The sequence below is a fragment of the Erwinia psychrophila genome (genome assembly GCF_039023475.1).
Classification (GTDB): Bacteria; Pseudomonadota; Gammaproteobacteria; order Enterobacterales; family Enterobacteriaceae; genus Erwinia.
In genome coordinates, this window is the sequence record NZ_JBCHVB010000003.1 from 61,752 (window position 1) to 84,330 (window position 22,579).

At 57.5% G+C, this 22,579-nt stretch carries 22 protein-coding genes; 19 read left to right on the top strand and 3 right to left on the bottom strand.

Features of this window, described 5'->3' with window-relative positions; genetic code table 11:
- Nucleotides 1–52: 52 nt before the first annotated feature.
- The 14 genes from pdxB to hisP all read left to right on the top strand — a co-directional run bounded on the left by pdxB (nucleotide 53) and on the right by hisP (nucleotide 13,400).
- Entirely contained in the window at nucleotides 53–1,189 is a 1,137-nt protein-coding gene (gene pdxB, locus AAH446_RS09290; RefSeq protein WP_342906433.1) for a 4-phosphoerythronate dehydrogenase PdxB, read from the top strand.
- Between the two features lie 53 nt (nucleotides 1,190–1,242).
- Nucleotides 1,243–2,253 (top strand): aspartate-semialdehyde dehydrogenase, encoded by a 1,011-nt coding sequence (locus AAH446_RS09295; RefSeq protein ID WP_342906434.1) that lies wholly within the window; start codon nucleotides 1,243–1,245, stop codon nucleotides 2,251–2,253.
- Nucleotides 2,253–3,071: a tRNA pseudouridine(38-40) synthase TruA gene (truA, locus tag AAH446_RS09300; RefSeq protein ID WP_342906435.1), complete on the top strand. Its 819-nt coding sequence runs from the start codon at nucleotides 2,253–2,255 to the stop codon at nucleotides 3,069–3,071. The genes AAH446_RS09295 and truA overlap by 1 nt, the downstream gene beginning before the upstream one ends.
- A 28-nt stretch (nucleotides 3,072–3,099) precedes the next feature.
- Nucleotides 3,100–3,762, top strand: a complete 663-nt coding sequence (locus AAH446_RS09305) for a DedA family protein (protein WP_342906436.1) — start codon at nucleotides 3,100–3,102, stop codon at nucleotides 3,760–3,762.
- A 150-nt stretch (nucleotides 3,763–3,912) separates the two neighbouring features.
- Nucleotides 3,913–4,827 carry an acetyl-CoA carboxylase, carboxyltransferase subunit beta gene (gene accD, locus AAH446_RS09310; protein WP_342906437.1) on the top strand — a complete coding sequence of 305 codons (915 nt, stop codon included), beginning with the start codon at nucleotides 3,913–3,915 and terminating at the stop codon, nucleotides 4,825–4,827.
- Nucleotides 4,828–4,888: 61 nt separating this feature from the next.
- Nucleotides 4,889–6,151: a bifunctional tetrahydrofolate synthase/dihydrofolate synthase gene (folC, locus tag AAH446_RS09315; RefSeq protein ID WP_342906438.1), complete on the top strand. Its 1,263-nt coding sequence runs from the start codon at nucleotides 4,889–4,891 to the stop codon at nucleotides 6,149–6,151.
- The gene (gene dedD / locus AAH446_RS09320) at nucleotides 6,141–6,863 is read left to right on the top strand and encodes a cell division protein DedD (RefSeq protein WP_342906439.1); all 723 of its coding nucleotides are present in this window, start codon (nucleotides 6,141–6,143) and stop codon (nucleotides 6,861–6,863) included. Before folC ends, dedD begins: the two co-directional genes overlap by 11 nt.
- 322 nt (nucleotides 6,864–7,185) lie before the next feature.
- Complete coding sequence (gene cvpA, locus AAH446_RS09325) at nucleotides 7,186–7,671, top strand: colicin V production protein (RefSeq protein WP_342906440.1); 486 nt, start codon at nucleotides 7,186–7,188, stop codon at nucleotides 7,669–7,671.
- 36 nt (nucleotides 7,672–7,707) lie between these two features.
- A complete protein-coding gene (purF, locus tag AAH446_RS09330) occupies nucleotides 7,708–9,225 on the top strand; it encodes an amidophosphoribosyltransferase (protein WP_342906441.1) in 1,518 nt (505 codons plus the stop codon).
- Nucleotides 9,226–9,340: 115 nt separating this feature from the next.
- Nucleotides 9,341–9,922: a UbiX family flavin prenyltransferase gene (locus tag AAH446_RS09335; protein WP_342906442.1), complete on the top strand. Its 582-nt coding sequence runs from the start codon at nucleotides 9,341–9,343 to the stop codon at nucleotides 9,920–9,922.
- A gap of 271 nt (nucleotides 9,923–10,193) precedes the next feature.
- The gene (gene hisJ, locus AAH446_RS09340; RefSeq protein WP_342906443.1) at nucleotides 10,194–10,976 is read left to right on the top strand and encodes a histidine ABC transporter substrate-binding protein HisJ; all 783 of its coding nucleotides are present in this window, start codon (nucleotides 10,194–10,196) and stop codon (nucleotides 10,974–10,976) included.
- A 245-nt stretch (nucleotides 10,977–11,221) separates the two neighbouring features.
- Nucleotides 11,222–11,908 carry a histidine ABC transporter permease HisQ gene (locus tag AAH446_RS09345; protein ID WP_342906444.1) on the top strand — a complete coding sequence of 229 codons (687 nt, stop codon included), beginning with the start codon at nucleotides 11,222–11,224 and terminating at the stop codon, nucleotides 11,906–11,908.
- Complete coding sequence (locus AAH446_RS09350; protein WP_342906445.1) at nucleotides 11,905–12,618, top strand: ABC transporter permease; 714 nt, start codon at nucleotides 11,905–11,907, stop codon at nucleotides 12,616–12,618. The genes AAH446_RS09345 and AAH446_RS09350 overlap by 4 nt, the downstream gene beginning before the upstream one ends.
- A gap of 8 nt (nucleotides 12,619–12,626) precedes the next feature.
- Nucleotides 12,627–13,400 carry a histidine ABC transporter ATP-binding protein HisP gene (hisP, locus tag AAH446_RS09355; RefSeq protein ID WP_342906446.1) on the top strand — a complete coding sequence of 258 codons (774 nt, stop codon included), beginning with the start codon at nucleotides 12,627–12,629 and terminating at the stop codon, nucleotides 13,398–13,400.
- 32 nt (nucleotides 13,401–13,432) lie between these two features.
- Here the strand turns inward: hisP and AAH446_RS09360 are convergent, their stop codons facing one another.
- Nucleotides 13,433–14,383 (bottom strand): sugar-binding transcriptional regulator, encoded by a 951-nt coding sequence (locus AAH446_RS09360; RefSeq protein WP_342906447.1) that lies wholly within the window; start codon nucleotides 14,381–14,383, stop codon nucleotides 13,433–13,435.
- 194 nt (nucleotides 14,384–14,577) lie between these two features.
- On the opposite strand from AAH446_RS09360, the gene dalD reads away from it, so the two are divergent.
- The 3 genes from dalD to AAH446_RS09375 are packed head-to-tail and all read left to right on the top strand — an operon-like array spanning nucleotide 14,578 to nucleotide 18,761.
- Nucleotides 14,578–15,969 (top strand): D-arabinitol 4-dehydrogenase, encoded by a 1,392-nt coding sequence (dalD, locus tag AAH446_RS09365; protein ID WP_342906448.1) that lies wholly within the window; start codon nucleotides 14,578–14,580, stop codon nucleotides 15,967–15,969.
- An 11-nt stretch (nucleotides 15,970–15,980) separates the two neighbouring features.
- Entirely contained in the window at nucleotides 15,981–17,447 is a 1,467-nt protein-coding gene (xylB, locus tag AAH446_RS09370; RefSeq protein ID WP_342906751.1) for a xylulokinase, read from the top strand.
- 33 nt (nucleotides 17,448–17,480) lie between these two features.
- Nucleotides 17,481–18,761, top strand: coding sequence for an MFS transporter (locus tag AAH446_RS09375; RefSeq protein WP_342906449.1), 1,281 nt, complete (start codon nucleotides 17,481–17,483; stop codon nucleotides 18,759–18,761).
- A gap of 35 nt (nucleotides 18,762–18,796) precedes the next feature.
- Here the strand turns inward: AAH446_RS09375 and AAH446_RS09380 are convergent, their stop codons facing one another.
- Complete coding sequence (locus tag AAH446_RS09380; RefSeq protein WP_342906450.1) at nucleotides 18,797–19,696, bottom strand: TIGR01777 family oxidoreductase; 900 nt, start codon at nucleotides 19,694–19,696, stop codon at nucleotides 18,797–18,799.
- Nucleotides 19,697–19,892: 196 nt separating this feature from the next.
- Here AAH446_RS09380 and yfcF point away from each other — a divergent pair, with 196 nt between their 5' ends.
- Together yfcF and yfcD are read left to right on the top strand one after the other, a co-directional pair.
- Nucleotides 19,893–20,546: a glutathione transferase gene (gene yfcF, locus AAH446_RS09385; RefSeq protein ID WP_342906451.1), complete on the top strand. Its 654-nt coding sequence runs from the start codon at nucleotides 19,893–19,895 to the stop codon at nucleotides 20,544–20,546.
- Nucleotides 20,547–20,633: 87 nt separating this feature from the next.
- Nucleotides 20,634–21,173: an NUDIX hydrolase YfcD gene (gene yfcD / locus AAH446_RS09390; protein ID WP_342906452.1), complete on the top strand. Its 540-nt coding sequence runs from the start codon at nucleotides 20,634–20,636 to the stop codon at nucleotides 21,171–21,173.
- A gap of 211 nt (nucleotides 21,174–21,384) precedes the next feature.
- Here the strand turns inward: yfcD and AAH446_RS09395 are convergent, their stop codons facing one another.
- Nucleotides 21,385–22,389, bottom strand: a complete 1,005-nt coding sequence (locus AAH446_RS09395) for a TIGR04086 family membrane protein (protein WP_342906453.1) — start codon at nucleotides 22,387–22,389, stop codon at nucleotides 21,385–21,387.
- Nucleotides 22,390–22,579: the final 190 nt, after the last annotated feature.

The window sequence follows — 22,579 nt, forward strand, 5'->3', positions numbered from 1 at the left end:
CGGGTTTGTGGCAGAATACGGGCCCTCACTGTGACCAGACAGGAATCTGATTGTGAAAATCCTCGTTGATGAAAATATGCCTTATGCCCGGGAGCTGTTCAGCCGCACCGGCACCGTGGTGGCAGTGCCGGGACGGCCTATTCCCGACGCTGAGCTGGAGAATGCGGACGGGCTGATGGTGCGTTCGGTCACCAAAGTCAATGCGGCACTCCTTGAGGGCAAACCGGTGAAATTTGTCGGTACCGCCACCGCCGGAACCGATCATATTGATGAGGATTTTCTGAAAGCGCAGGGGATCGGTTTTTCTGCAGCCCCTGGCTGTAATGCTATTGCGGTAGTGGAGTATGTTTTCTCCTCGCTGCTGCTGCTGGCGGAGCGGGATGGCTTTGCGCTGCAAGACCGCACGGTCGGTATCGTTGGCGTGGGCAACGTCGGCAGCAGGCTACAGGCTCGTCTGGAGGCGCTGGGCATCCGTACGCTTTTGTGCGATCCGCCACGCGCAGATCGCGGTGATGACGGGGCGTTCCTGCCGCTGCGCAGCCTGGTGGCTGAGGCGGATATTCTGACTTTCCACACGCCGCTGTTTAACGATGGCGACCATAAAACGCTGCATCTGGCGGATGAGGCGCTGCTGCGGGCGCTGAAGCCAGACACAATCCTGATTAACGCCTGTCGCGGTGCCGTGGTTGATAATACCGCGCTGCTGAAGGTGCTGGCGGAGCGGCGCGATCTGAGCGTGGTGCTGGATGTATGGGAGCCGGAGCCGGAGCTTTCTCTGCCGCTGCTTGAGAAGGTGGATATCGCCACCGCCCACATCGCAGGCTATACGCTGGAAGGCAAGGCGCGTGGGACAACCCAGGTTTTTGAAGCCTGGACCCGTTTCCTGGGTCAGCCGCAGCAGGTGGCGCTCGACACGCTGCTGCCCGCGCCGGAATTTGGCCGTATTACGCTGCACGGTGAGCTGGATCAGCCAACGCTAAAAAGACTGGTGCATCTGGTGTATGATGTGCGCCGCGACGATGCGCTGCTGCGCAAAGCAGCAGCGATACCGGGCGAGTTTGACCGCCTGCGTAAAAATTATCTTGAGCGTCGCGAATGGTCTTCCCTGCTGGTGCAGTGTGATGATGAGCAGGCCGCCGCGCTGCTGTTGAAGCTGGGCTTCAACGCAACTTTTCATCCAGCGCCTTAACGCTTTGCCGTAAGGACTGGTCGCTATCTTTTTTCTTTCTGGAGTAAACCAACATGTCTGACGGCTGGAATATTGCGCTACTGGGCGCGACAGGCGCAGTAGGGGGAGCTGTACTGGAATTGCTGGCTGAACGCCAGTTCCCGGTTGGTGAGCTGCATTTGCTGGCGAGCGAACGCAGCGCGGGCGAAACCCTGCGTTTTAATCACCACTCATATCTGGTCAACGACGCCAGCGACTTTGACTGGACGCAGGTTCAGCTGGCCTTTTTTGTCGCTGGCCGTGAAGCCTCGGCGCGCTACGCCGAAGAGGCCGCCAATGCGGGCTGCCTGGTGATTGACTCCAGCGACCTGTTCGCGCTGGAGCCGGACGTGCCGCTGGTGGTGCCGGACGTTAACCCGCAGGTGCTGGGCGACTACCGTAACCGCAATATCATCAGCGTGGCGGACAGCGTTACCAGCCAGCTTCTCAGCGCCATCAAACCGCTGATCGAGCACGCGGGTCTGGGACGCCTGCAGGTGACCAGCCTGATCGCCGCCTCTTCACACGGCAAAGCCGCTGTAGATTCGCTGGCGGGAGAAAGCGCCCGTCTGCTGAATGGCCTGCCGGCGGAAGAGACTTTCTTTGGACGTCAGCTGGCCTTTAACATGCTGCCGCTGCTGCCGGACGCCGAAGGCAGCGTGGCGCAGGAACGCCGTCTGGTGGATCAGGTCCGCAAAGTCTTGCAGGATGAAGGCCTGCCGATCGCCGTCTCCACGGTACAGTCGCCGGTGTTTTACGGTAACGCGCAAATTGTCCACATTGAGAACCTGCGTCCGATGTCAGCCGAAGAGGCGCGCGAAGCGCTTTTGCAGGCGGAAGATATCGCGCTGTCAGAAGACGATGATTACCCGACTCAGGTGGGCGATGCTTCCGGTAGCGCGCACCTCAGCCTGGGCTGTCTGCGTAACGATTACGGTATCCCCGAACTGCTTCAGTTCTGGTCGGTGGCCGACAACGTCCGCTACGGCGGCGCGCTGATGGCGGTCAAAACGGCGGAGAAGCTGGTGCAGGAGTATTTTTACTGATGTCAGCCGCAGATTTGCCTGAGCCGCCGGTGATGAAACTGGCACTCGGCATTGAATATGATGGCAGCCGCTATTATGGCTGGCAGCGACAGCAGGAAGTGCGCAGCGTCCAGGAAAAGCTGGAAAAAGCGCTGTCGAAGGTCGCCAATCATCCGGTCAGCGTTTTCTGCGCGGGCCGGACGGATGCCGGCGTCCACGGCACGGGGCAGGTGGTGCACTTTGAAACCACCTCGCCGCGCAAGGACGCGGCCTGGACGCTGGGCGTCAACGCGAACCTGCCGGATGATATTGCGGTGCGCTGGGTCAAGCCAGTAGTCCAGGAGTTCCACGCCCGCTTCAGCGCGACGGCGCGGCGCTACCGTTATGTGATTTACAATCGCCGCCTGCGTCCCGCCATTCTGCACGGCGGGGTGACGCATTTTTACCATCCTCTGGATGCGGAAAAAATGCAGCGCGCCGGCCAGTGCCTGTTGGGAGAAAACGATTTTACCTCGTTTCGGGCGGTGCAGTGCCAGTCGCGAACGCCGTGGCGCAACGTGATCCATCTTAACGTAAACCGCCTGGGCGCCTACGTGGTCGTGGATATTAAGGCGAATGCCTTTGTGCACCATATGGTGCGAAATATTGTGGGCAGCCTGATGGAAATAGGCTGTGGGAATAAGCCAGAGAACTGGATGGCTGAACTGCTGGCGGCAAAAGATCGCACGCTGGCTGCCGCAACCGCGAGAGCCGAAGGGCTTTACCTGGTGGCGGTTGATTATCCTGAACACTATGACTTACCACGTCCACCGATGGGGCCGCTGTTCCTCGGGGATTAATCCTGGCTGAAGTACTAAGGAAAGAAGCATGGAAATGATTCACACCGTGATCGATTTTATTCTGCACATTGATGTCCATTTACAGGCAATGGTTGCGCAGTACGGCGTCTGGATTTATGCCATTCTGTTCCTTATCTTGTTCTGCGAAACGGGGTTAGTGGTCACGCCTTTCCTGCCGGGTGACTCTCTGCTGTTTGTCGCCGGTGCGCTCGCGGCTATCCCTGACAGCGCGCTGAACGTCCATGTGATGGTGGTCCTGTTGTGCATCGCGGCCATCCTTGGCGACGCGGTGAACTACACCATCGGCAGGCTGTTTGGCGATAAGCTGTTCAGTAACCCGGACTCGAAAATCTTCCGCCGCAGCTACCTTAATAAAACGCACGAATTTTACGAGCGTCACGGTGGGAAAACGATTATTCTTGCGCGCTTCGTGCCAATCGTCCGCACCTTTGCGCCGTTTGTCGCCGGGATGGGCAAAATGTCCTATCGCCATTTCGCCTTCTATAACGTGACGGGCGCGCTGATTTGGGTTCTGCTGTTTTCCTATGCCGGTTATTTCTTTGGTAATTTGCCGGCGATCCAGGAAAACCTTCACTACCTGATCGTGGCGATAATCCTGGTGTCGGTACTGCCCGGCGTGGTAGAAGTGCTGCGCCACCGGCGGGCGGCGAAGCAGCAGAAAACGCAGTAAAACATCGCTAAACTGCCCTCCGGCCAGCAGATTTTTATCCAAAGTCCCGGACGGTTATGGTTTAATGAGCGACATTTATGGTCCGTGCCGCAGCATGCGGCGCGGAAAAAGAAAAACTGGTTTCACCAGGTTCAAACAGAAAGGTCATCAATGAGCTGGATTGAACGAATTCTCAATAAGAGCACTATTACCCCATCGCGCAAGGCCAGCATTCCGGAAGGCGTCTGGACCAAGTGTGACAGCTGTGGTCAGGTACTTTACCGCGCCGAGCTGGAGCGTAATCTGGAAGTCTGCCCGAAATGCGATCACCACATGCGCATGCACGGACGCGATCGCCTGCACAGCGTGCTGGATGAAGGGTCGATGGTTGAACTGGGCAGCGAGCTGGAGCCAAAAGATCTGCTCAAATTCCGGGATTCCAAAAAGTATAAAGACCGTCTGGTCGCCGCGCAAAAAGACACCGGCGAGAAAGACGCGCTGATCGTTATGAAAGGCACGCTGCACGGCATGCCTGTCGTGGCGGCGGCGTTTGAATTCGCCTTTATGGGCGGTTCCATGGGCTCCGTCGTGGGCGCGCGTTTCGTTCGCGCCGTCGAGCAGGCGCTGGAAGATAACTGCCCGATGATCTGCTTCTCCGCCTCCGGCGGCGCCCGTATGCAGGAAGCGCTTCAGTCGCTGATGCAGATGGCGAAGACCAGCGCGGCGCTGGCTAAGATGCAGGAGCGCGGTCTGCCTTATATCTCCGTGCTGACTGACCCGACCATGGGCGGCGTGTCGGCGAGCTTTGCGATGCTGGGCGATCTGAATATTGCTGAACCGAAAGCGCTGATCGGCTTTGCCGGCCCGCGCGTGATTGAGCAGACCGTTCGCGAGAAGCTGCCACCGGGCTTCCAGCGCAGCGAGTTCCTGATTGAGAAGGGCGCCATCGATATGATCGTGCGCCGTCCGGTCATGCGCTTCAAGCTGGCCAGCGTTCTGGCGAAGATGATGAATCTGCCTGCGCCACAGGAAGAAGTCCTGAGCGAAGCCGTTGACGACGACCCTTCACAGAGCCACGAGGCCTGACCGACGATCGAAAGGGCGAAAGCCCTTTCACCAATGCACCGTAACGCAGTGAACGGGACACATGGATAATCTTCCTCAAGCCACGTCGCCTCTGGTCACGTGGCTTCATTATCTTGAGAATCTGCATTCTCAGGCTATCGAACTCGGGCTGGCCCGCGTTCAACGCGTGGCTGACGCGCTGGATCTGCTGACGCCTGCTCCCTTCGTTTTCACCGTCGCCGGCACCAACGGCAAAGGCACCACCTGTCGTACGCTGGAGACGCTGCTGATGGCGGCGGGGTATCGCGTCGGCGTGTTCAGCTCTCCCCATCTTCTGCGCTATACCGAACGCGTACGCATTCAGGACGAAGAGCTGCCCGAAGCCGATCACACCGCCTCATTTGCGGAGATTGAAGCCGGACGGGGAGAGACGTCACTCACCTATTTTGAATATGGCATGCTTTCCGCGCTCTGGCTGTTTAAGCGGGCGAAACTGGATGTGGTCATTCTTGAAGTGGGACTGGGCGGGCGGCTGGATGCGACCAACATTGTGGACGCTGATGTCGCTGTGGTGACCAGTATTGCCCTCGACCATACCGACTGGCTGGGGCCGGATCGCGACAGCATTGGCCGTGAAAAGGCGGGTATCTTCCGCGGCGGAAAACCTGCCGTGGTAGGGGAGCCTGATATGCCCTCAACGATCGCCGATGTCGCCGACTCGGTAGGCGCACAGCTGCTGAAGCGTGGCCGTGACTGGTCATTCCGCGTTGGCGACGACAGCTGGGCGTTCAGCGATTCACACGGTACGCTCAGCGGACTGCCGCTGCCGCAGGTGCCGCTGCCCAACGCCGCCACCGCGCTGGCGGCATTGCGGGCATCGGGGCTGAAGGTGGATGACACCCTCATCCGGCAGTGGCTGGATAAAGCGATTCTGCCAGGGCGTTTTCAGACCGTCTTGCAGTCACCGCGCGTTATCCTTGATGTGGCGCATAACCCGCACGCGGCGGCATACCTGGCTGGCCGCCTTAGCGCCCTGCCAAAAACCGGCAAGGTGCACGCGGTGGTAGGAATGCTGCATGATAAAGACATCGCCGGTACGCTGGCCTGCCTGCTACCGGAAGTTGACCAGTGGTACTGTGCGCCGCTGGCGGGCCCGCGTGGCGCGACCGCAGAGGAACTGTTAACGCATCTGCCGCAGGCGCAGGCTTTCACCAGCGTCGTCGCCGCTTACCAGCATGCGCTTTTGCAGGTTGAAGAGCGGGACGTGGTAATAGTGTGTGGTTCATTCCACACGGTAGCGCAGGTAATGGAAACGATGGAAACGGAGAAGGGCAGTGGCAAGTAAGTTTCAAAACCGTTTAGTCGGCACCATCATTATCGTGGCGCTGGGCGTGATTATTCTGCCCGGCCTGCTGGATGGTAAGAAAAAGCATTATAAAGAGGAGTTCGCGGCCATTCCGCTGGTGCCGAAGCCTGGCGATCAGCAGGAGACTGACATGGTACCGCCGGTCACCCAGTCGCTCCCGGCCCACCCTCCAGCCAGCCTGGCGCCAGAGGGAAGCGGCAACGACAATCCGTCGCGGGCGGAGAGCGGCTCAAATGCGCCGCAGTCCTCTAACCAGCCGACGGTGATCACGCCGCCGCCGGTACAGCAGTCCCGGCCTGAGCCTGAACCAGTCAGGAAACCGGTACCCGCGGCACAGCCTAAACCGCAGCCGAAGCCGGTAGAAAAACCGGCTCCTGTAGAGAAGCCGAAGCCTCAGCCTAAGCCTAAGCCGGAAACGGCGCCGGCAGAGCGTGAAAGTGCACCGACGGGCCAGGCCTGGGTCGTGCAGCTTGGCGCGCTGAAAAACGCCGCCAAAGTCGATGAGATTGTGGCGAAGCTACGCCTCTCAGGCTACCGTGCCTTTACCGTGCCGGCTTCTCCCGTGCAGGGGCAAATCACCCGTATTTACGTCGGGCCTGATGCCTCAAAGGCCAAATTGCAGGGGTCCATCGGTGAGCTGAAAGGTCTTTCCGGACTGAGCGGCGTAATTAAGCCCTATAGCGTTCGCTAACGGTTCCGGCACGATTTTCGCGCCCTGACAGGGGCGCGATGCTTTATTGAAAGGCTGTGCCTGTTACTGTGAAAGATACAGCCTTTCATTCCCCATTAAGCGCACCCCCGGCCTGCGTAAAATAGCGGTGCTGGCGGGCGTTAATTTACTGTAAATCAGGCGGTTGTTTTCTCCACACGTCAGGTGCCCTCCGCCTGTCCGGCCGGGGAGCAAACGCCGTTTTTTTAAGCAAGGCGTTTTAATTAAACGGGCAAAGGAAAACGGTACGCAAACGTTTTCTTTTTCTGTTAGAATTCGCCCCGAACTGGATGCAGAAGAGTTCATGGTCTGGATAGATTACGTCATTATTGCGGTTATTGGTTTTTCGGCTCTCGTGAGCCTGATCCGTGGGTTCGTCCGGGAAGCACTTTCTCTCGTCACCTGGGGTTGCGCATTTTTTGTCGCCAGCCATTACTACAGCTTCCTTGCCGTCTGGTTTACAGGTTTTGAAGACGAACTGGTTCGAAATGGCATCGCCATTGCGGTGTTGTTCATTGCCACGCTGTTAGTCGGGGCAATCGTCAACTACGTGATTGGGTCGCTGGTTGAAAAAACCGGCCTGTCGGGTACCGACAGGGTACTGGGAGTCTGTTTCGGGGCATTACGCGGCGTGCTGATCGTATCAGCCATTCTGTTTTTCCTCGACACATTCACCGGTTTTTCCAAAAGCCCGGACTGGCAGCAGTCCCAGCTTGTTCCCCAGTTCAGTTATGTTATCAGGTGGTTTTTTGACTACCTGCAAAGCACGTCGAGTTTTTTACCCCGGTAATCGAGCCGGGGTTGCGGCTTATGAGGATATGACAACATGTGCGGTATTGTCGGGATCGCCGGTTTTATGCCGGTCAACCAGTCGATTTATGACGCGTTAACGGTGCTTCAGCACCGTGGGCAGGATGCGGCGGGCATCGTTACTATTGATGCCTTAAACTGTTTCCGCCTGCGTAAAGCAAACGGACTGGTCAGCGATATTTTTGAAGCCCGCCATATGCAGCGTTTGCAGGGCAATATGGGGATTGGCCACGTGCGCTATCCTACAGCGGGAAGCTCCAGCGCTTCCGAAGCGCAGCCTTTCTACGTCAACTCGCCTTACGGCATTACGCTTGCGCACAACGGCAACCTGACCAACGCCCACGAACTGCGTAAGCAGCTGTTTGAAAGCGGTCGCCGTCATGTCAACACCACCTCAGATTCTGAGATCCTGCTGAATATCTTTGCGGTTGAGCTGGATCGCTTTCAGCACTACCCGCTGGAAGCCGAAAACATTTTTGCGGCCGTTGCGGCGGTGCACCAGCAGGTTCGCGGCGCTTACGCCTGCGTGGCGATGATCATCGGCCACGGCCTGGTGGCTTTCCGCGATCCTAACGGCATTCGCCCGCTGGTCATTGGCAAGCGCGGCATGCAGGATGGCCGCAGCGAATATATGGTGGCCTCTGAAAGCGTGGCGCTGGATACGCTCGGCTTTGAATTCCTGCGCGACGTTGCGCCAGGCGAAGCGGTCTACGTCACCGAGAAAGGGCAGCTGTTTACGCGTCAGTGCGCGGAAAACCCGAAATGCAATCCCTGCCTGTTTGAGTACGTCTATTTTTCCCGCCCGGATTCGTTCCTGGACAAAATCTCCGTCTACAGCGCACGCGTCCGTATGGGCACCAAGCTGGGCGAGAAAATTGCCCGCGAGTGGGAAGATCTGGATATCGATGTGGTCATTCCGATCCCGGAAACCTCCTGCGATATCGCGCTGGAGATGGCCCGCATTCTGGATAAGCCTTACCGTCAGGGGTTCGTTAAAAACCGCTACGTGGGCCGTACCTTTATCATGCCGGGCCAGCATCAGCGCCGCAGCGCCGTCAGGCGTAAGCTGAACGCCAACCGCGCGGAGTTTCGTGATAAGAACGTGCTGCTGGTGGATGATTCCATCGTTCGCGGCACCACGTCTGAGCAGATCATTGAGATGGCCCGCGAAGCCGGCGCGAAAAAAGTCTATCTCGCCTCCGCCGCGCCGGAAATCCGTTTCCCGAACGTTTATGGCATCGATATGCCAAGCGCAACGGAACTGATTGCCCACGGTCGTGAAGTGGAAGAGATCCGCCAGCTGATTGGTGCGGATGCGCTGATTTTCCAGGATCTCAGCGATCTTATCGACGCCGTTCGTGAAGAGAATCCGGATATCGCTCAGTTTGAGTGTTCGGTCTTCAACGGGGTTTACGTCACTAAAGATGTCGATCAGCAGTATCTTGAATATCTGCAGTCGCTGCGGAATGACGATGCCAAAGCGATGGCTCGTCAGAACGAAGTGGAAAATCTGGAAATGCACAACGAAGGTTAATACCCTTAACGGTGTGTCAGCAGGTATGATGGGCTGGAAGCGATTCCGGCCCATTTCTTTTTTTTGGCCCGCCGGTTTTGCGGGCCCTTTTCGTCTTTAACAGCGCAGGTTTATTATGAAAAAACTCATTATCGGCATCTCAGGCGCCAGCGGCGTGATTTACGGCGTACGTGCGTTGCAGATCCTGCAGCAGGTCAGCGGGGTGGAAACCCATCTGGTAATGAGTCAGGCGGCGCGTCAGACGCTGGCGCTGGAGAGTGATTACTCCGTGCGTGACGTGCAGGCGATGGCCGATGTGGTACATGACGTGCGCGATATTGCCGCCAGCATCTCCTCCGGGTCGTTTAAAACCGAAGGGATGATGATTTTACCCTGTTCGATGAAAACCCTGTCGGGCATCGTGCACAGCTATACGGATGGACTGCTGACCCGCGCCGCCGACGTGGTGTTGAAGGAGCGCCGCCGTCTGGTGCTGTGCGTGCGTGAAACCCCGCTGCATTTAGGACATCTGCGCATGATGACCACCGCCGCCGAGCTGGGTGCGATCATTATGCCGCCGGTACCCGCTTTTTATCATCGCCCGGACAACATTGTGGCTATTGTCGATCAGACCGTGAACCGCGTGCTCGATCAGTTTGATATCACCCTGGAGGACGATCTTTTTACGCGCTGGGAAGGTGCAGACCCGCGAAGTTAAGGCACCAATATAGTGCATTAACGGGTGCTGGATCGCTTTTCGTGCATCCAGTGCACCAAAATGCAACATTGTTACCGCTTCGGTGATACAAAGCTGCTATAAATTTCCTACCTTTCCGGAAGCCTGTCCCACCGCCACACCCGCTTTCCGGATTGCACAGCCGCGGGGCGGTCATTTGTAAAAGTGGCATGAAACCTGCAACCCAGAACTGTTCGTACTGCGCTCAACACATCACGACGTCAATAATAAAAACTATCTCCGAGGGTAAATTATGAAAAAGCAGGTCCTGGCACTCTCTTTACTGCTGGCTGTCGCGGGCACCAGCAGCGCCTATGCTGCCGTGCCAAAAACGCTCCGTATCGGCACCGATCCTACCTACGCGCCTTTTGAATCGAAAAATGTCCAGGGTGAGCTGGTCGGCTTCGATATCGATCTGGCTAATGAGATCTGTAAGCGCATTGAGACTAAATGTACCTATGTTGAAAGCGATTTCGATGCGCTGATCCCATCGCTCAAAGCTAAGAAAATTGATGCCATCATCTCTTCGCTCTCGATCACCGAAAAGCGCCAGCAGGAGATCGCCTTCTCTGAAAAACTCTATGCGGCCAATGCCCGCCTGATTGCGCCGAAGGGATCAAAAATCGAGCCGTCTCTGGCATCGCTGAAGGGAAAAACCATCGGTCTGCTTCAGGGCACCACGCAGGAAACTTATGCTAACCAGCACTGGCGTCCGGAAGGCGTTACCATCACGCCTTACGCTAACCAGGATCTGGTTTATCAGGATCTGACCGCCGGACGTATCGACGCGGCGTTCCAGGATGAAGTGGCCGCCAGCGAAGGTTTCCTCAAGCAGCCTGTCGGCAAAGATTACGCTTTTGCGGGCCCGGCGGTAAAAGATGAAAAAATCTTTGGCGTGGGCACAGGCATGGGTATGCGTAAAGATGATTCTGAGCTGAAAGCCGCTATCGATAAAGCCTTTGCATCGATGCGCGAAGACGGCACCTACGATAAGTTAGCGAAAAAGTATTTCGACTTTGACGTCTACGGCGGTTAAGAAAACCTGTCATGGGCGCTGTCCGGCTGCGGCCGGCGGCGCCCGTTTTATCCCACCGTTTGCGGATAAGACGCGAAATCCCGGGAATAATTTGCTGATAAAGCGGCTGCGCCGGACGGGCAGGCTGCACGTCCGGGTGCCGGAAGCCGCATCCTGACGGCGGGGACGAGCCGGTATGGTGCGGGAGATTACGCTTCGGCACGTACGGCCTGGGGTTATCAGCCGTCTGAAGACAGGACATTTTTATGCTGTATGGGTATTCAGAAGTTATCTTTAAAGGCGCGGTGGTCACGCTTGAGCTGGCGCTCAGCTCGGTACTGCTCGCCGTTGTGCTTGGCTTAATCGGGGCCGGGGCCAAACTTTCCAGCAGTCGTTTGCTCAGGGTCATCTTCAATGGCTATACCACCCTGATCCGCGGCGTGCCTGACCTGGTGCTGATGCTGCTGATTTTCTACGGACTGCAAATCGCGCTTAACCAGGTGACCGAAATGCTTGGCGTCGGGCAGTTTAATATCGACCCGATGGCCGCCGGTATCATCACGCTGGGGTTTATCTACGGCGCCTACTTTACCGAAACCTTCCGGGGCGCCTATATGGCGGTGCCGGGTGGGCAGATTGAGGCGGCCACGGCGTTTGGCTTTACCTCATCGCAAACCTTCAGGCGCATTCTTTTTCCTGGCATGATGCGCTACGCGCTGCCGGGCATCGGCAATAACTGGCAGGTCATTCTCAAATCCACGGCGCTGGTCTCGCTGCTGGGTCTGGAAGATGTGGTGAAGGCGACGCAGCTGGCGGGAAAAACTACCTGGCAGCCGTTCTATTTTGCGCTGGTCGCGGGCGTTATTTACCTCATTTTCACCACGATCTCCAACGGCGTACTGTGGTGGCTTGAACGCCGTTACAGCGTGGGCGTGAGAAGGGCAGATTTATGATCGATATTATTCAGGAATACTGGAAGGCGCTGCTCTGGAGTGACGGCTACCGCTTTACCGGCGTTGCCATTACGCTCTGGCTGCTGATCCTCTCCGTGGTGCTGGGCGGCTGTCTGGCGGTGCTGCTCTCAATCGCCCGCGTCTCCCCCGTTAAAGCGGTGCGCTTCCCGGTCTGGCTTTTTACCTACATCTTCCGCGGTACGCCGCTCTATGTGCAGCTGCTGGTCTTTTATTCCGGCATGTACACGCTGGAAATCGTTAAGGGCAACGACCTGCTTAACGCGTTCTTCCGCAGCGGCCTGAACTGTACGCTGCTGGCGCTGACGCTCAATACCTGCGCCTACACCACTGAAATCTTTGCGGGCGCTATTCGTGCCGTGCCGCACGGTGAGATTGAGGCGGCGCGGGCCTATGGTTTCTCCACCTTTAAGCTTTACCGCTGCATTATTATGCCGTCGGCGCTGCGCACTGCGCTGCCCGCCTACAGTAACGAAGTGATTCTGATGCTGCACTCCACGGCGCTGGCGTTTACCGCCACGGTGCCGGATTTGCTGAAGGTGGCGCGTGATATCAACTCCGCCACCTATCAACCCTTTATCGCCTTCAGTCTTGCAGCAGTGCTGTATCTGATTATCTCTTATGTGTTGATTAGTCTGTTCCGTCTGGCGGAAAAACGCTGGCTGGCGCACGTTAAACCCAGGGCTCACTGAGTAGAAATATGGACGAAATTAAATTAAGCGTCACCGACCTGCATAAGCGTTACGGTGAACATGAAGTTCTTAAGGGCGTTTCGCTACGGGCAGTGGCTGGCGACGTGATCAGCATTATCGGATCGTCCGGTTCGGGGAAAAGTACCTTTTTGCGCTGTATTAATTTCCTGGAAAAGCCCAGTGAAGGCGCAATTTCCGTCAATAATCACAATATCAGCCTGGTCCGTGACACCGACGGACAGCTGAAGGTATCGGATAAGGAGCAGCTGCGCGAGCTGCGCACCAGCCTGACGATGGTGTTTCAGCACTTCAATCTCTGGAGCCATATGACGGTGCTGCAGAACGTGATGGAAGCGCCGATGCAGGTGCTGGGCCTGAGCAAGAGCGAGGCGCGCGAACGCGCAATCCGCTATCTGGATAAGGTGGGTATTGATGAGCGCGCCCGCGCAAAATATCCGGTGAACCTGTCCGGCGGCCAGCAGCAGCGCGTCTCTATCGCCCGTGCGCTGGCGATGGAGCCGGAGGTGCTGCTGTTCGATGAGCCCACCTCCGCGCTCGATCCTGAGCTGGTGGGTGAGGTGCTGCGCATTATGCAGAAGCTGGCCGAAGAGGGGAAAACCATGGTGGTAGTGACCCACGAGATGGAGTTCGCTCGTCACGTCTCCAGCCACGTCATTTTCCTGCATCAGGGAAAAATTGAAGAGGAAGGAACGCCCGCCGAGCTGTTCGACACTCCCAAAAGCCCCCGTCTGCAGCAGTTTCTCAAAGGTTCTCTGAAGTAAATCAGCGCCCGCGTCGCGATGACGCGGGCGGATCAGGATTCGTTCAGTAGCCGCATTGCGCTGGCTTCATCGGTTACCAGTCCCGATACCCATCCGCCACGCAGTGCGGCATGGATCGCCGGATATTTTCGTTCGCCGCCAGCAAAGCCGATAATATGACGCGCCGTCTGGCTCTCCAGCGTGACGCTGGTGAGCAGCGTATCGGTCTCGCCATAGACTCGCTCGCCCTGCTGATTGAAAAAGTGTCCGAGCATCTCGCCCACCACGCCACGTTGGTTAAGCGCATCAACCTGAGTGTCGGTAATAAAGCCTTCCGCATTGAGCGGACAGCCGGGCGTGACTTCGCCGATGCCGAGAAACGCCACGTCTGCCTGCAGCGCGCGGTTGGCCACGCGCTGATAAACCTGATGCTGGCACCACATCACTTTATCTTCCGGGCTGTCGGCATAGAGCGGCGCCGGAATAAAGTAATATTTGCCCTGCATTTTTTCCGACATCTTCAGCGGTACGTCATAGCGCGTGCCGGAATCGTCGCGGGCAATGGCGCCAATCATCGAAACGCACTGATGCTGCGGCCGCTCCGTCCACGGCAGCGCATCGATCATCGCGCGCAACGTTTTACCGGACCCGATGCCGAAGACCTGCGGCGCTTCCTCACTGATAAACTGCGCCATCACCTCCGCGCCCTCTACCGCCAGCATCTGCTGGATCGCTTCATCATCGAGATTAGCGGAAGGCACCACCCGGCAGAGTTTCAGCGCGAACTTCTCCTGCACATCGCGCGCCAGCCGCAGACAGTGGGTCACGGGATGATCGATCTTGACGCTGACCATGCCCATTTCGCGTGCGCTGGAGACCAGCCGCTGCGCGACCTGGCGTGACAAACCTAATGCGCGGGCAATCTCCTGCTGCGTCAGACCTGCCACGTAATACATCCAGGCCGCCCGCGCTGCCAGTTCCTGTTTTTTCTCTTCTTTGTTCATCGCAGCATCCCGCAGTCAGTGAAGCCCCATTTTATCCCGAGATCGCCGGAAAACCCTAGCCGGGCAAATGCCCATTAAAAGAGCAAAAGATTAATTTGTGATAAGACTCGCAGATCCCAGGGGAGACTGGCGACTAAGATAGCCTGCATCGGGCAAATGCCCTGAACTCTGACAAATGTTTATAGGGGCGCATTATGAGCAAATCAGTATGGATGCATATCGGAGCAGGTTCGTTTCATCGCGCACATCAGGCGTGGTATCTGCACAGGCTGCTGCAGCAGGGCGATGAGAGCTGGAGTATCGCGCTGGGCAACGTGCGTGATGACGCCACGCCGCTGCTGTCACAGCTGGCGGCACAGAATGGTGAATACGTCCTCGAAACGGTGACGCCAGAAGGCGAGCGTGACTATGAAACTATTACCTCGATTCGTCAGGTCCTGCCCTGGGATAGCCAGATTAGCGCCCTGGTCGGACAGGGCGCAGCAGCGGAAACCCGCGTTATCGCCTTTACCGTTACCGAAGCGGGATATTACCTGACGCCGGCGTTTGAGCTGGATCTGCAACAGGCCGACATCAAAGCCGATCTTAACGGTGAGATACGGACTATCTATGGCGCCCTGAGCCGAATCCTGACCCAGCGCGTCGCCAGTGGCGGAGCGCCCGTTACCCTGCTGAACTGCGATAATCTGCGCCATAACGGCGAGCGCTTCCGTCAGGGTTTCCTGGCGTTTCTGACGGCGAAAGGTGAACAGGCGCTGGCCGCCTGGGTAAGGGACAACACCACCTCGCCCAATACCATGGTGGACCGCATTACGCCGCGACCCACCCCTGACGTCGCTGATCGCGTCAGGGCGGCGACCGGGAAAGAGGATGCGGTGCCGGTGATGGCGGAATCCTTTATCCAGTGGGTGATCGAGGATGATTTTATCGCCGGACGACCGGCGCTGGAGAAAGTGGGTGTTGAACTGGTGGCGTCGGTGCTGCCGTGGGAAGAGGCAAAAATCCGCATCCTCAATGCCACCCATAGCGGCATCGCCTGGGCCGGCACGCTCATTGGCCTGCAGCACATCGACGAGAGTACGCGGCACAAAGCCATTTATCAGCTGGCATGGGACTATATATCACAGGATGTGATCCCTTCACTGTCGCCCAGCCCGCTCGACCTTGAGGCGTATCGCGATGTGGTGCTGGACCGCTTTAGCAATCCCTATATCAAAGATACCAACCAGCGCGTGGCTGCCGATGGCCTGTCAAAAATCCCCGGCATGGTGACGCCAACCCTGCGTGAATGTTACCAGCGCGGTGTCACGCCTGCCGCCAGCGCGGTGCTACCGGCGCTGTTCTTCCTGTTTCTGCAGCGCTGGGCGCAGGGCGAGCTGCCTTACCGCTATCAGGATGGCGTGATGCAGCCAGACGTCCTGCGCCAGCTGTTTGCCGGTGACGATCCGCTCAGCGCCTTCCTGCATGACGAGGCGCTGTTTGGCGAACTGGCGAACAGCCGTGAATTCCACGCGCTGGTGTCCGGCACCGTTGCCCGTCTGGAAACCTGGCTACAGCAGCCTGAACGTCAGCTGGCTACGGCATAAGGAGAGGCGTGATGTATCTCGGTATCGATATCGGCACTTCTGAACTGAAGGCACTGATTCTTAACGCGCAGGGCGAGATCGTGGCGTCTGAGCATGCCACTTTGCAGGTGCAGCGTCCTCATCCTCACTGGGCCGAGCAGCATCCTGACGCCTGGTGGCAGGCCTGCCATCAGGTGGTCGCCAGCCTGCGACAGCAGGCACCCGACGCCTGGGCCGACGTTCGCGCCCTGGGACTTTCAGGCCAGATGCATGGCGCGGTGCTGCTGGATGGGCAGGGCGAGGTGTTGCGTCCCTGCATCCTCTGGAACGACACGCGCAGCGCCGCAGAGTGCGAATGGTTAAGCCATCATCATCCGGAAATTATGGCGATTAGCGGCAATATGGTGATGCCTGGCTTCACCGCGCCTAAGCTGCGCTGGGTGGCGCAGCATGAACCTGACATCTTCCGGCGCATCGCTAAAGTCCTGCTGCCGAAAGATTACCTGCGCTGGCGGCTAAGCGGTCGCTACGTCAGCGATCCGTCCGATGCGGCAGGTACCCTGTGGCTGGACGTGGCAAAGCGTGACTGGTCTGATGCGCTGCTCGCTACCGGCCAGCTCACGCGCGAACAGATGCCGGAACTGGTCGAAGGGAGCGCCATCAGCGGCACGCTGTTGCCTGAACTTGCTCAGGCCTGGGGCCTCTCGCCGTCGGTCATTATCGCCGGCGGCGGCGGCGATAACGCCACCTCCGCAGTGGGTGTCGGCGCGGTAAATCCCGGCGATGCTTTTATTTCTCTCGGCACTTCCGGCGTGATTTTTGTCGTTAACGATCGCCTGCAGGCCGACCCGCAATCCGGCGTGCATGCCTTTTGTCACGCCCTGCCGGGACGCTGGCACCAGATGAGCGTGATGCTCAGCGCCGCCAGCTGCCTGCGCTGGTTATGTCAGCTGCTCTCGGTAACGGAAAGCGAGCTTATGGCCGAGATGGCGCAGCTCAGCGAGGAGCAAAAACGCCACGCGCCACTGTTCCTGCCTTACCTCTCCGGTGAACGCACACCACATAACGATCCGCATGCAACGGGCGCTTTCTTCCATCTGCGTCATGAAACGCAGCGTGCGCTGCTTGGCTACGCGGTGATTGAGGGCGTCGCGTTTGGACTGGCGGACGGCTTTGCGGTACTGGGCGATGCCCGTCAGCAGATTAAGGCGTGCAGCCTGACCGGCGGCGGCGCGCGCAGCAGCCTGTGGGCGCAGCTGATCGCCGATGTGCTGGCCTTACCGATTGTGACGCATCCCGCCAGCGCTTCTGGCGCGCTGGGTGCAGCCCGGCTCGCCTGGCTGGCTGCGGGGGGAGAGGAAGAGCAGGTATGCCGCAAGCCGGCAGTGCAGGCGTGCTATCAGCCTGATGCCTCCCGCCATGCGCTCCTGCAACAGCGTTTAGCGCTTTTTCGTGAACTCTATCTGCAACAACAGCAGGCACGCTCGCTGCTGCCCTGAAATCATGCTGCTACTGACTAGAGGAAGATTGTGATGCAATCGAACGCGTACTGGTTTGGCTTGCCCAAACACCTGATCTGGGGATTTGTCGCTATCGCTATTTTTATGGCGGGTGACGGCTTCGAAATGGCCTTTCTGTCACGCCATATCACCGATATGGGCTTCACTCCTTCCCAGTCAGCAGTGGTATTTACCTGCTACGGTCTGGCCGCCGCGCTGGCGGCCTGGGCTTCGGGCGTGGTGGCGGAGCTGATTACGCCACAGCGCGCGATGACGATCGGCTTTGTACTGTGGATAATCATGCATGCGCTGTTTATGAGTATGGGCCTTGGCATGCGCAACTATCCGCTGATGGTGCTGTTTTACGGCATACGCGGCCTGGCCTATCCGCTGTTTATTTACTCTTTCATGCTGCTGCTGGTACAGGTGCTGCCGCGTGAACGGCTGGCGGCAGCGACAGGCTGGTTCTGGGCGATGTATTCGGTCGGGATCGGCGTGGTGGGCAGCTATTTGCCGAGCCTGATTATTCCCTCCATCGGCGAAACCGGCACCTTATGGCTGGCGATTGCCTGGGTAGCCTGCGGCGGCGTCCTGGCCTTTTTCAGCCTGCGCAAAGTGCCGGTCGACCGGTCGCGCGTCAATTTGCCGCTGCGTGACAAAATGAGCGAAATGTCGCGGGCAGTGACCATCCTGTTCACCAATCAGCACGTGTTTTACGCCTGCCTGATCCGCATCATTAACACGCTGTCGCTGTTCGGCTTTGCTATCATCATGCCGCTGCTGTTTGTGGATCGGCTGGGCTTCACCATTTCTGAATGGCTACAGATATGGGCAGTGTTCTTTTTCGTCACCATTTTCACCAATATCTTCTGGGGCATTATGGGTGAGCGTATCGGCTGGATCCGTCAGGTGCGCTGGTTCGGCTGTCTCGGTATGGCGATCTCCAGCCTGGCCTTCTACTATCTGCCGCTGTATGCCGGGCACAATTTCTGGGTGGCGCTGATCCCGGCGGTAATGCTGGGCATTTTTGTCGCGGCGTTTGTGCCGATGACGGCGGTATTCCCCACTCTGGAACCGCAGCACAAAGGGGCGGCGATCTCGATTTATAACCTCTCGGCGGGAATGAGTAACTTTGTCGCGCCCGCCATCGCGTCAGTACTGCTGCCGTTCTTCGATATTGTGGGGGTTGTGTGGGCCTATACCGGTCTGTATGTGTTCGCTGGCGTACTGACTTTCATTATTCGCGTACCTCAGCCGAATCACGGCGCGCTGCGCGGATCAGCCCGCGCGGAGCCGGCGGTAACCACGCACTAAAAAGCATGGGGAGCTTAACGCTCCCCGCTGCTTTGCTAAGGTTTGACCACATCCTGAAGCGCTTCCTGGAGATCGTACCAGCGGAAGCCGAACCCAGAAGCCTCCAGCCGCTTCGGCAGCACATGCTGCCCGCCCAGCACCAGCACCGCAGATTCGCCCATTATCAGCTTGATGGCGCTGGCAGGCGTACGCATAAAGGCCGGACGGTGCATGACGTGGCCGAGAAGGGCGGCGAACTGTTCGTTGCGTACGGCATAGGGTGCCACCATATTAAACGGGCCGCGCAGGGTATTATTGTCCAGCAGCCAGAGGATCGCATTCACCATGTCATCGAGATGGATCCAGGGCATGTACTGTTTGCCGCTGCCGATAGGGCCGCCGATGCCGAGCTTAAAGGGCAGCTTCATTTTGCTCAGCGCGCCGCCCGATTTTGCCAGCACCACGCCGGTCCGCAGCAGGCAAACACGGGTGCGTTCGCTTTCAGCGGCCGCCGCCAGCGCTTCCCAGTGCGCGCAGAGATGATGCGTGAACTCATCGTGCCCCGGATCTTCTTCCGTCAGAACCAGCTCCCCCGTGTCGCCATAGTAGCCCGTCGCTGAACCGGAAATAAATACCGAAGGTGGCGTACTGCTGGCGTGGATAAGCGTGGTGATGCGTTCAGTGATCTGCCAGCGGCTTTCGCAAAGCAGGCGCTTCTGCTGCTCGTTCCAGCGCTTGTCAGCAATAGGCTCTCCCGCCAGGTTGATCACGGCATCAATCCCGTTCAGATCGCGCTGCTGATCCAGCCCTGACCAGAGCGACACGCTTTCATCCAGCTTGCTGCGGGCTTCGGCCACATCGCGGGTGACAACGCTAACGCTGTCGCCGCGCTGTAACAGTCGTGGGATAAGATGGCTGCCAATCAGGCCGGTGCCGCCTGTCAGTAAAATGTGCATAGCGAATATCCTTGAGAAGTAAAAAACCAACAGCCTCTGTTCAGCTTAGGTGATAAAAAAGGGTCACGCTGTGATGCCATTCTCTCTCTTCATCCCCCTTAATCTGACAACGCATGACTTTCCCGATTACCGCCATTGCCTTCCGGCCTGAAAATGGGTAAATAAGATGCAGATGCTGTATCGCGAGGAGCTGAGGATGAATTACCCGAATATCACGCTTTGGTCAGATGCCTGTTTTTACAGTCCGTATGTGATGTCAGTATTTGTCGCGCTCAGTGAGAAAGGCGTTCCCTTCTTGCTACAGCCTGTCGATCTGGCCCGTCATGAACAGCTTGGCGCCGGCTATGGCGAAATCTCCCTGACCCAGCGGGTTCCGACCCTGCAAATTGATGATTTTTTCCTTTCCGAATCTTCAGCGATTACAGAATATCTTGAAGAGCGCTTTCCCGCGCCGGCGTTTGAGCGCCTTTACCCGCTGAAAGTGGAGAAACGGGCCAGATCCCGGGAAATTCAGGCCTGGCTGCGGAGTGATTTGATGGCGCTGCGCCAGGAGCGGCCAACGGAAGTGCTGTTTGCTGGCGCAACCTTTCCGCCGCTGAGCGAAGCCGCGCAGCGTGCCGCAGACAAGCTGATTGCGGGCGTGGAACGGCTTTTGCCGGCAGGACAACAGAACCTCTTCGGCGAATGGTCCGTTGCTGATACGGATCTGGCGGTGATGCTTAACCGGCTGGTGCTGCATGGCGATCCCGTTCCTGAACGGGCGGCTGGCTATGCCCATTTTCAGTGGCAGCGCGCGTCGGTTCAGCTATGGCTGTCAGAATCGTCACATGCCCTGAACGGATCACACTGAGAGATTATTATTATCGGCCGGCCCGTGGCACACTGTGCGGGCATCAACAGACAAGCGCTTACGCGCCAATACTAATAAGGGTTACGGATGGTGGAGCAAGATCGCGGCACGGAGTGGGTGGATATCGTTAATGAAGATAACGAGGTCATCGCACAGTCCAGTCGCGCGCAAATGCGGGCAGAGTGTTTGCGTCATCGCGCAACTTATATCGTGGTACATGACGGTATGGGAAAAATTCTGGTTCAGCGCCGCACCGGCACGAAAGACTTTATGCCGGGTATGCTGGATGCGACCGCCGGTGGCGTCGTGCAGAGCGGAGAGGAGATGCTGGAGTCAGCGCGGCGTGAAGCGGAAGAGGAACTTGGCATTGCCGCCGTTCCTTTTGCCGAACATGGGCTGTTCTACTTTGAGGATCGTCACTGCCGGGTCTGGGGCGGCCTGTTCAGCTGCGTGTCGCACGGACCCTTCGCCATGCAGGAAGAGGAAGTAGACGAAATATTCTGGCTTACGCCGGAAGAGATCACCGCACGCTGTGATGAGTTCACCGACGACTCGCTGAAGGCACTGTCGCTCTGGCTGAGCCGTAACAGCGAACAGGGACGTTCAGCCGTTGCCGCACAAGCCTAGCGCTGCGTTTACGCTTTAAGCAGGCGGGCCAGCAGGGCGCGTCCGGCTTCAATAGCGGTCTGGAGTATGGGCGTTAGCAGCGGCTGACATAGCTAACTGGGGCCACCGTTGCGCCCGCCTGCCACACTCAGACGCAGACGCTCCACATAAAAAAACGCCCCCACCATCAGGTGGGGGCGTTTGTGATTCAAGCGTGGGTTTGCGCAGTTAATTAGCGCGTCTCATGACGAACGTTAACCTGAGCAGGCTGCGTTTTACGGCCCATTTTACCCATAAAGCCTGCAATGACTGCCTCAACTAACAGGACAATCAGGGCATACCAGCTGGCTTTAGCCGTTGCAGCGGCAGCGGCATCAGCAGCTTCACGTGCTTTCTGCTCAGCCTGCTCCTTCACTTCCTGATACTTCTGATAAGCCTGCTGGTAGCTTTGCTGCGTCTGGGCAACAATCTGATCGACTTCCTGATCGCTTTTACCGGTTCGTGCTTTGATAATATTCTTCAGCGCTTCAAGGTCAGCGGCCTGAAGGGTGGATTCATTACGCTGAATAACCCCTTTAAACCAGTTGGCTAAATCAGTGTCAGCCGATTGCTGATCCATGGCGGTATTTTCTGCCTGGTTCTCAGCAACATTGCTTTCCTGATTTATATCCTGTTGCAGGTTCTCCGGCTGGAGTTCCGGTTTACCCGTCTGGCGCAGCGTTGTCTCCAGCTCCTGCTGAAGATTGCCGAGGTCGATATTATTTTCCTGAAGTTTCTCTTTTGCAGCCTGAGTCACGGAAGGAGCCATCGCGGAAATACCGTTACCCAGCAAGTTAAAGCCGGAACCGATCACATTCGCCGTACCGCTGACCGCAGCGCTAAGCATGCTGAAGGCAAGCCAGACGCAAATCAGCGTATTGACTGCCCACATCAGCAGGCCGTGCAGCGCACCTTCACGCTGAGCCAGCCGACCGGTAACAAAAGCACCGACTGCGACAGAAACTAACATACTTAAGCCGGTCCAGATGGTGGCGCCGGTGCCCATGCCATCCAGCGGATTTTGCTCTTTCAGCGGATCGATAGCCGTCGCGCCTATCGCGGTGCCGAGAATCGATAACAGAAGATAAATAACGGTAGAAATGATGACGCCGGCAAAGACGGCGCTCCATGAAATACGCTTAAGCGGCGTGCCGCCATTAATATCACTGTAAACCGGATGAATTTGATTGTCGCTCATCGCCATGACTCCCTTGATCAGATAGTTATTTACATCATTATTAAATCTTTGATTACTACGCCCTGCTGATAATAAGACTAGACATGGACTGTTAATTCTACCAGGAAATAAACACCATCCTTTACTTGTACTTAAAAAACATGAAGTTAATTGATATACAGAAGGCGTAATTTAGCGGGGAGCGATGTTT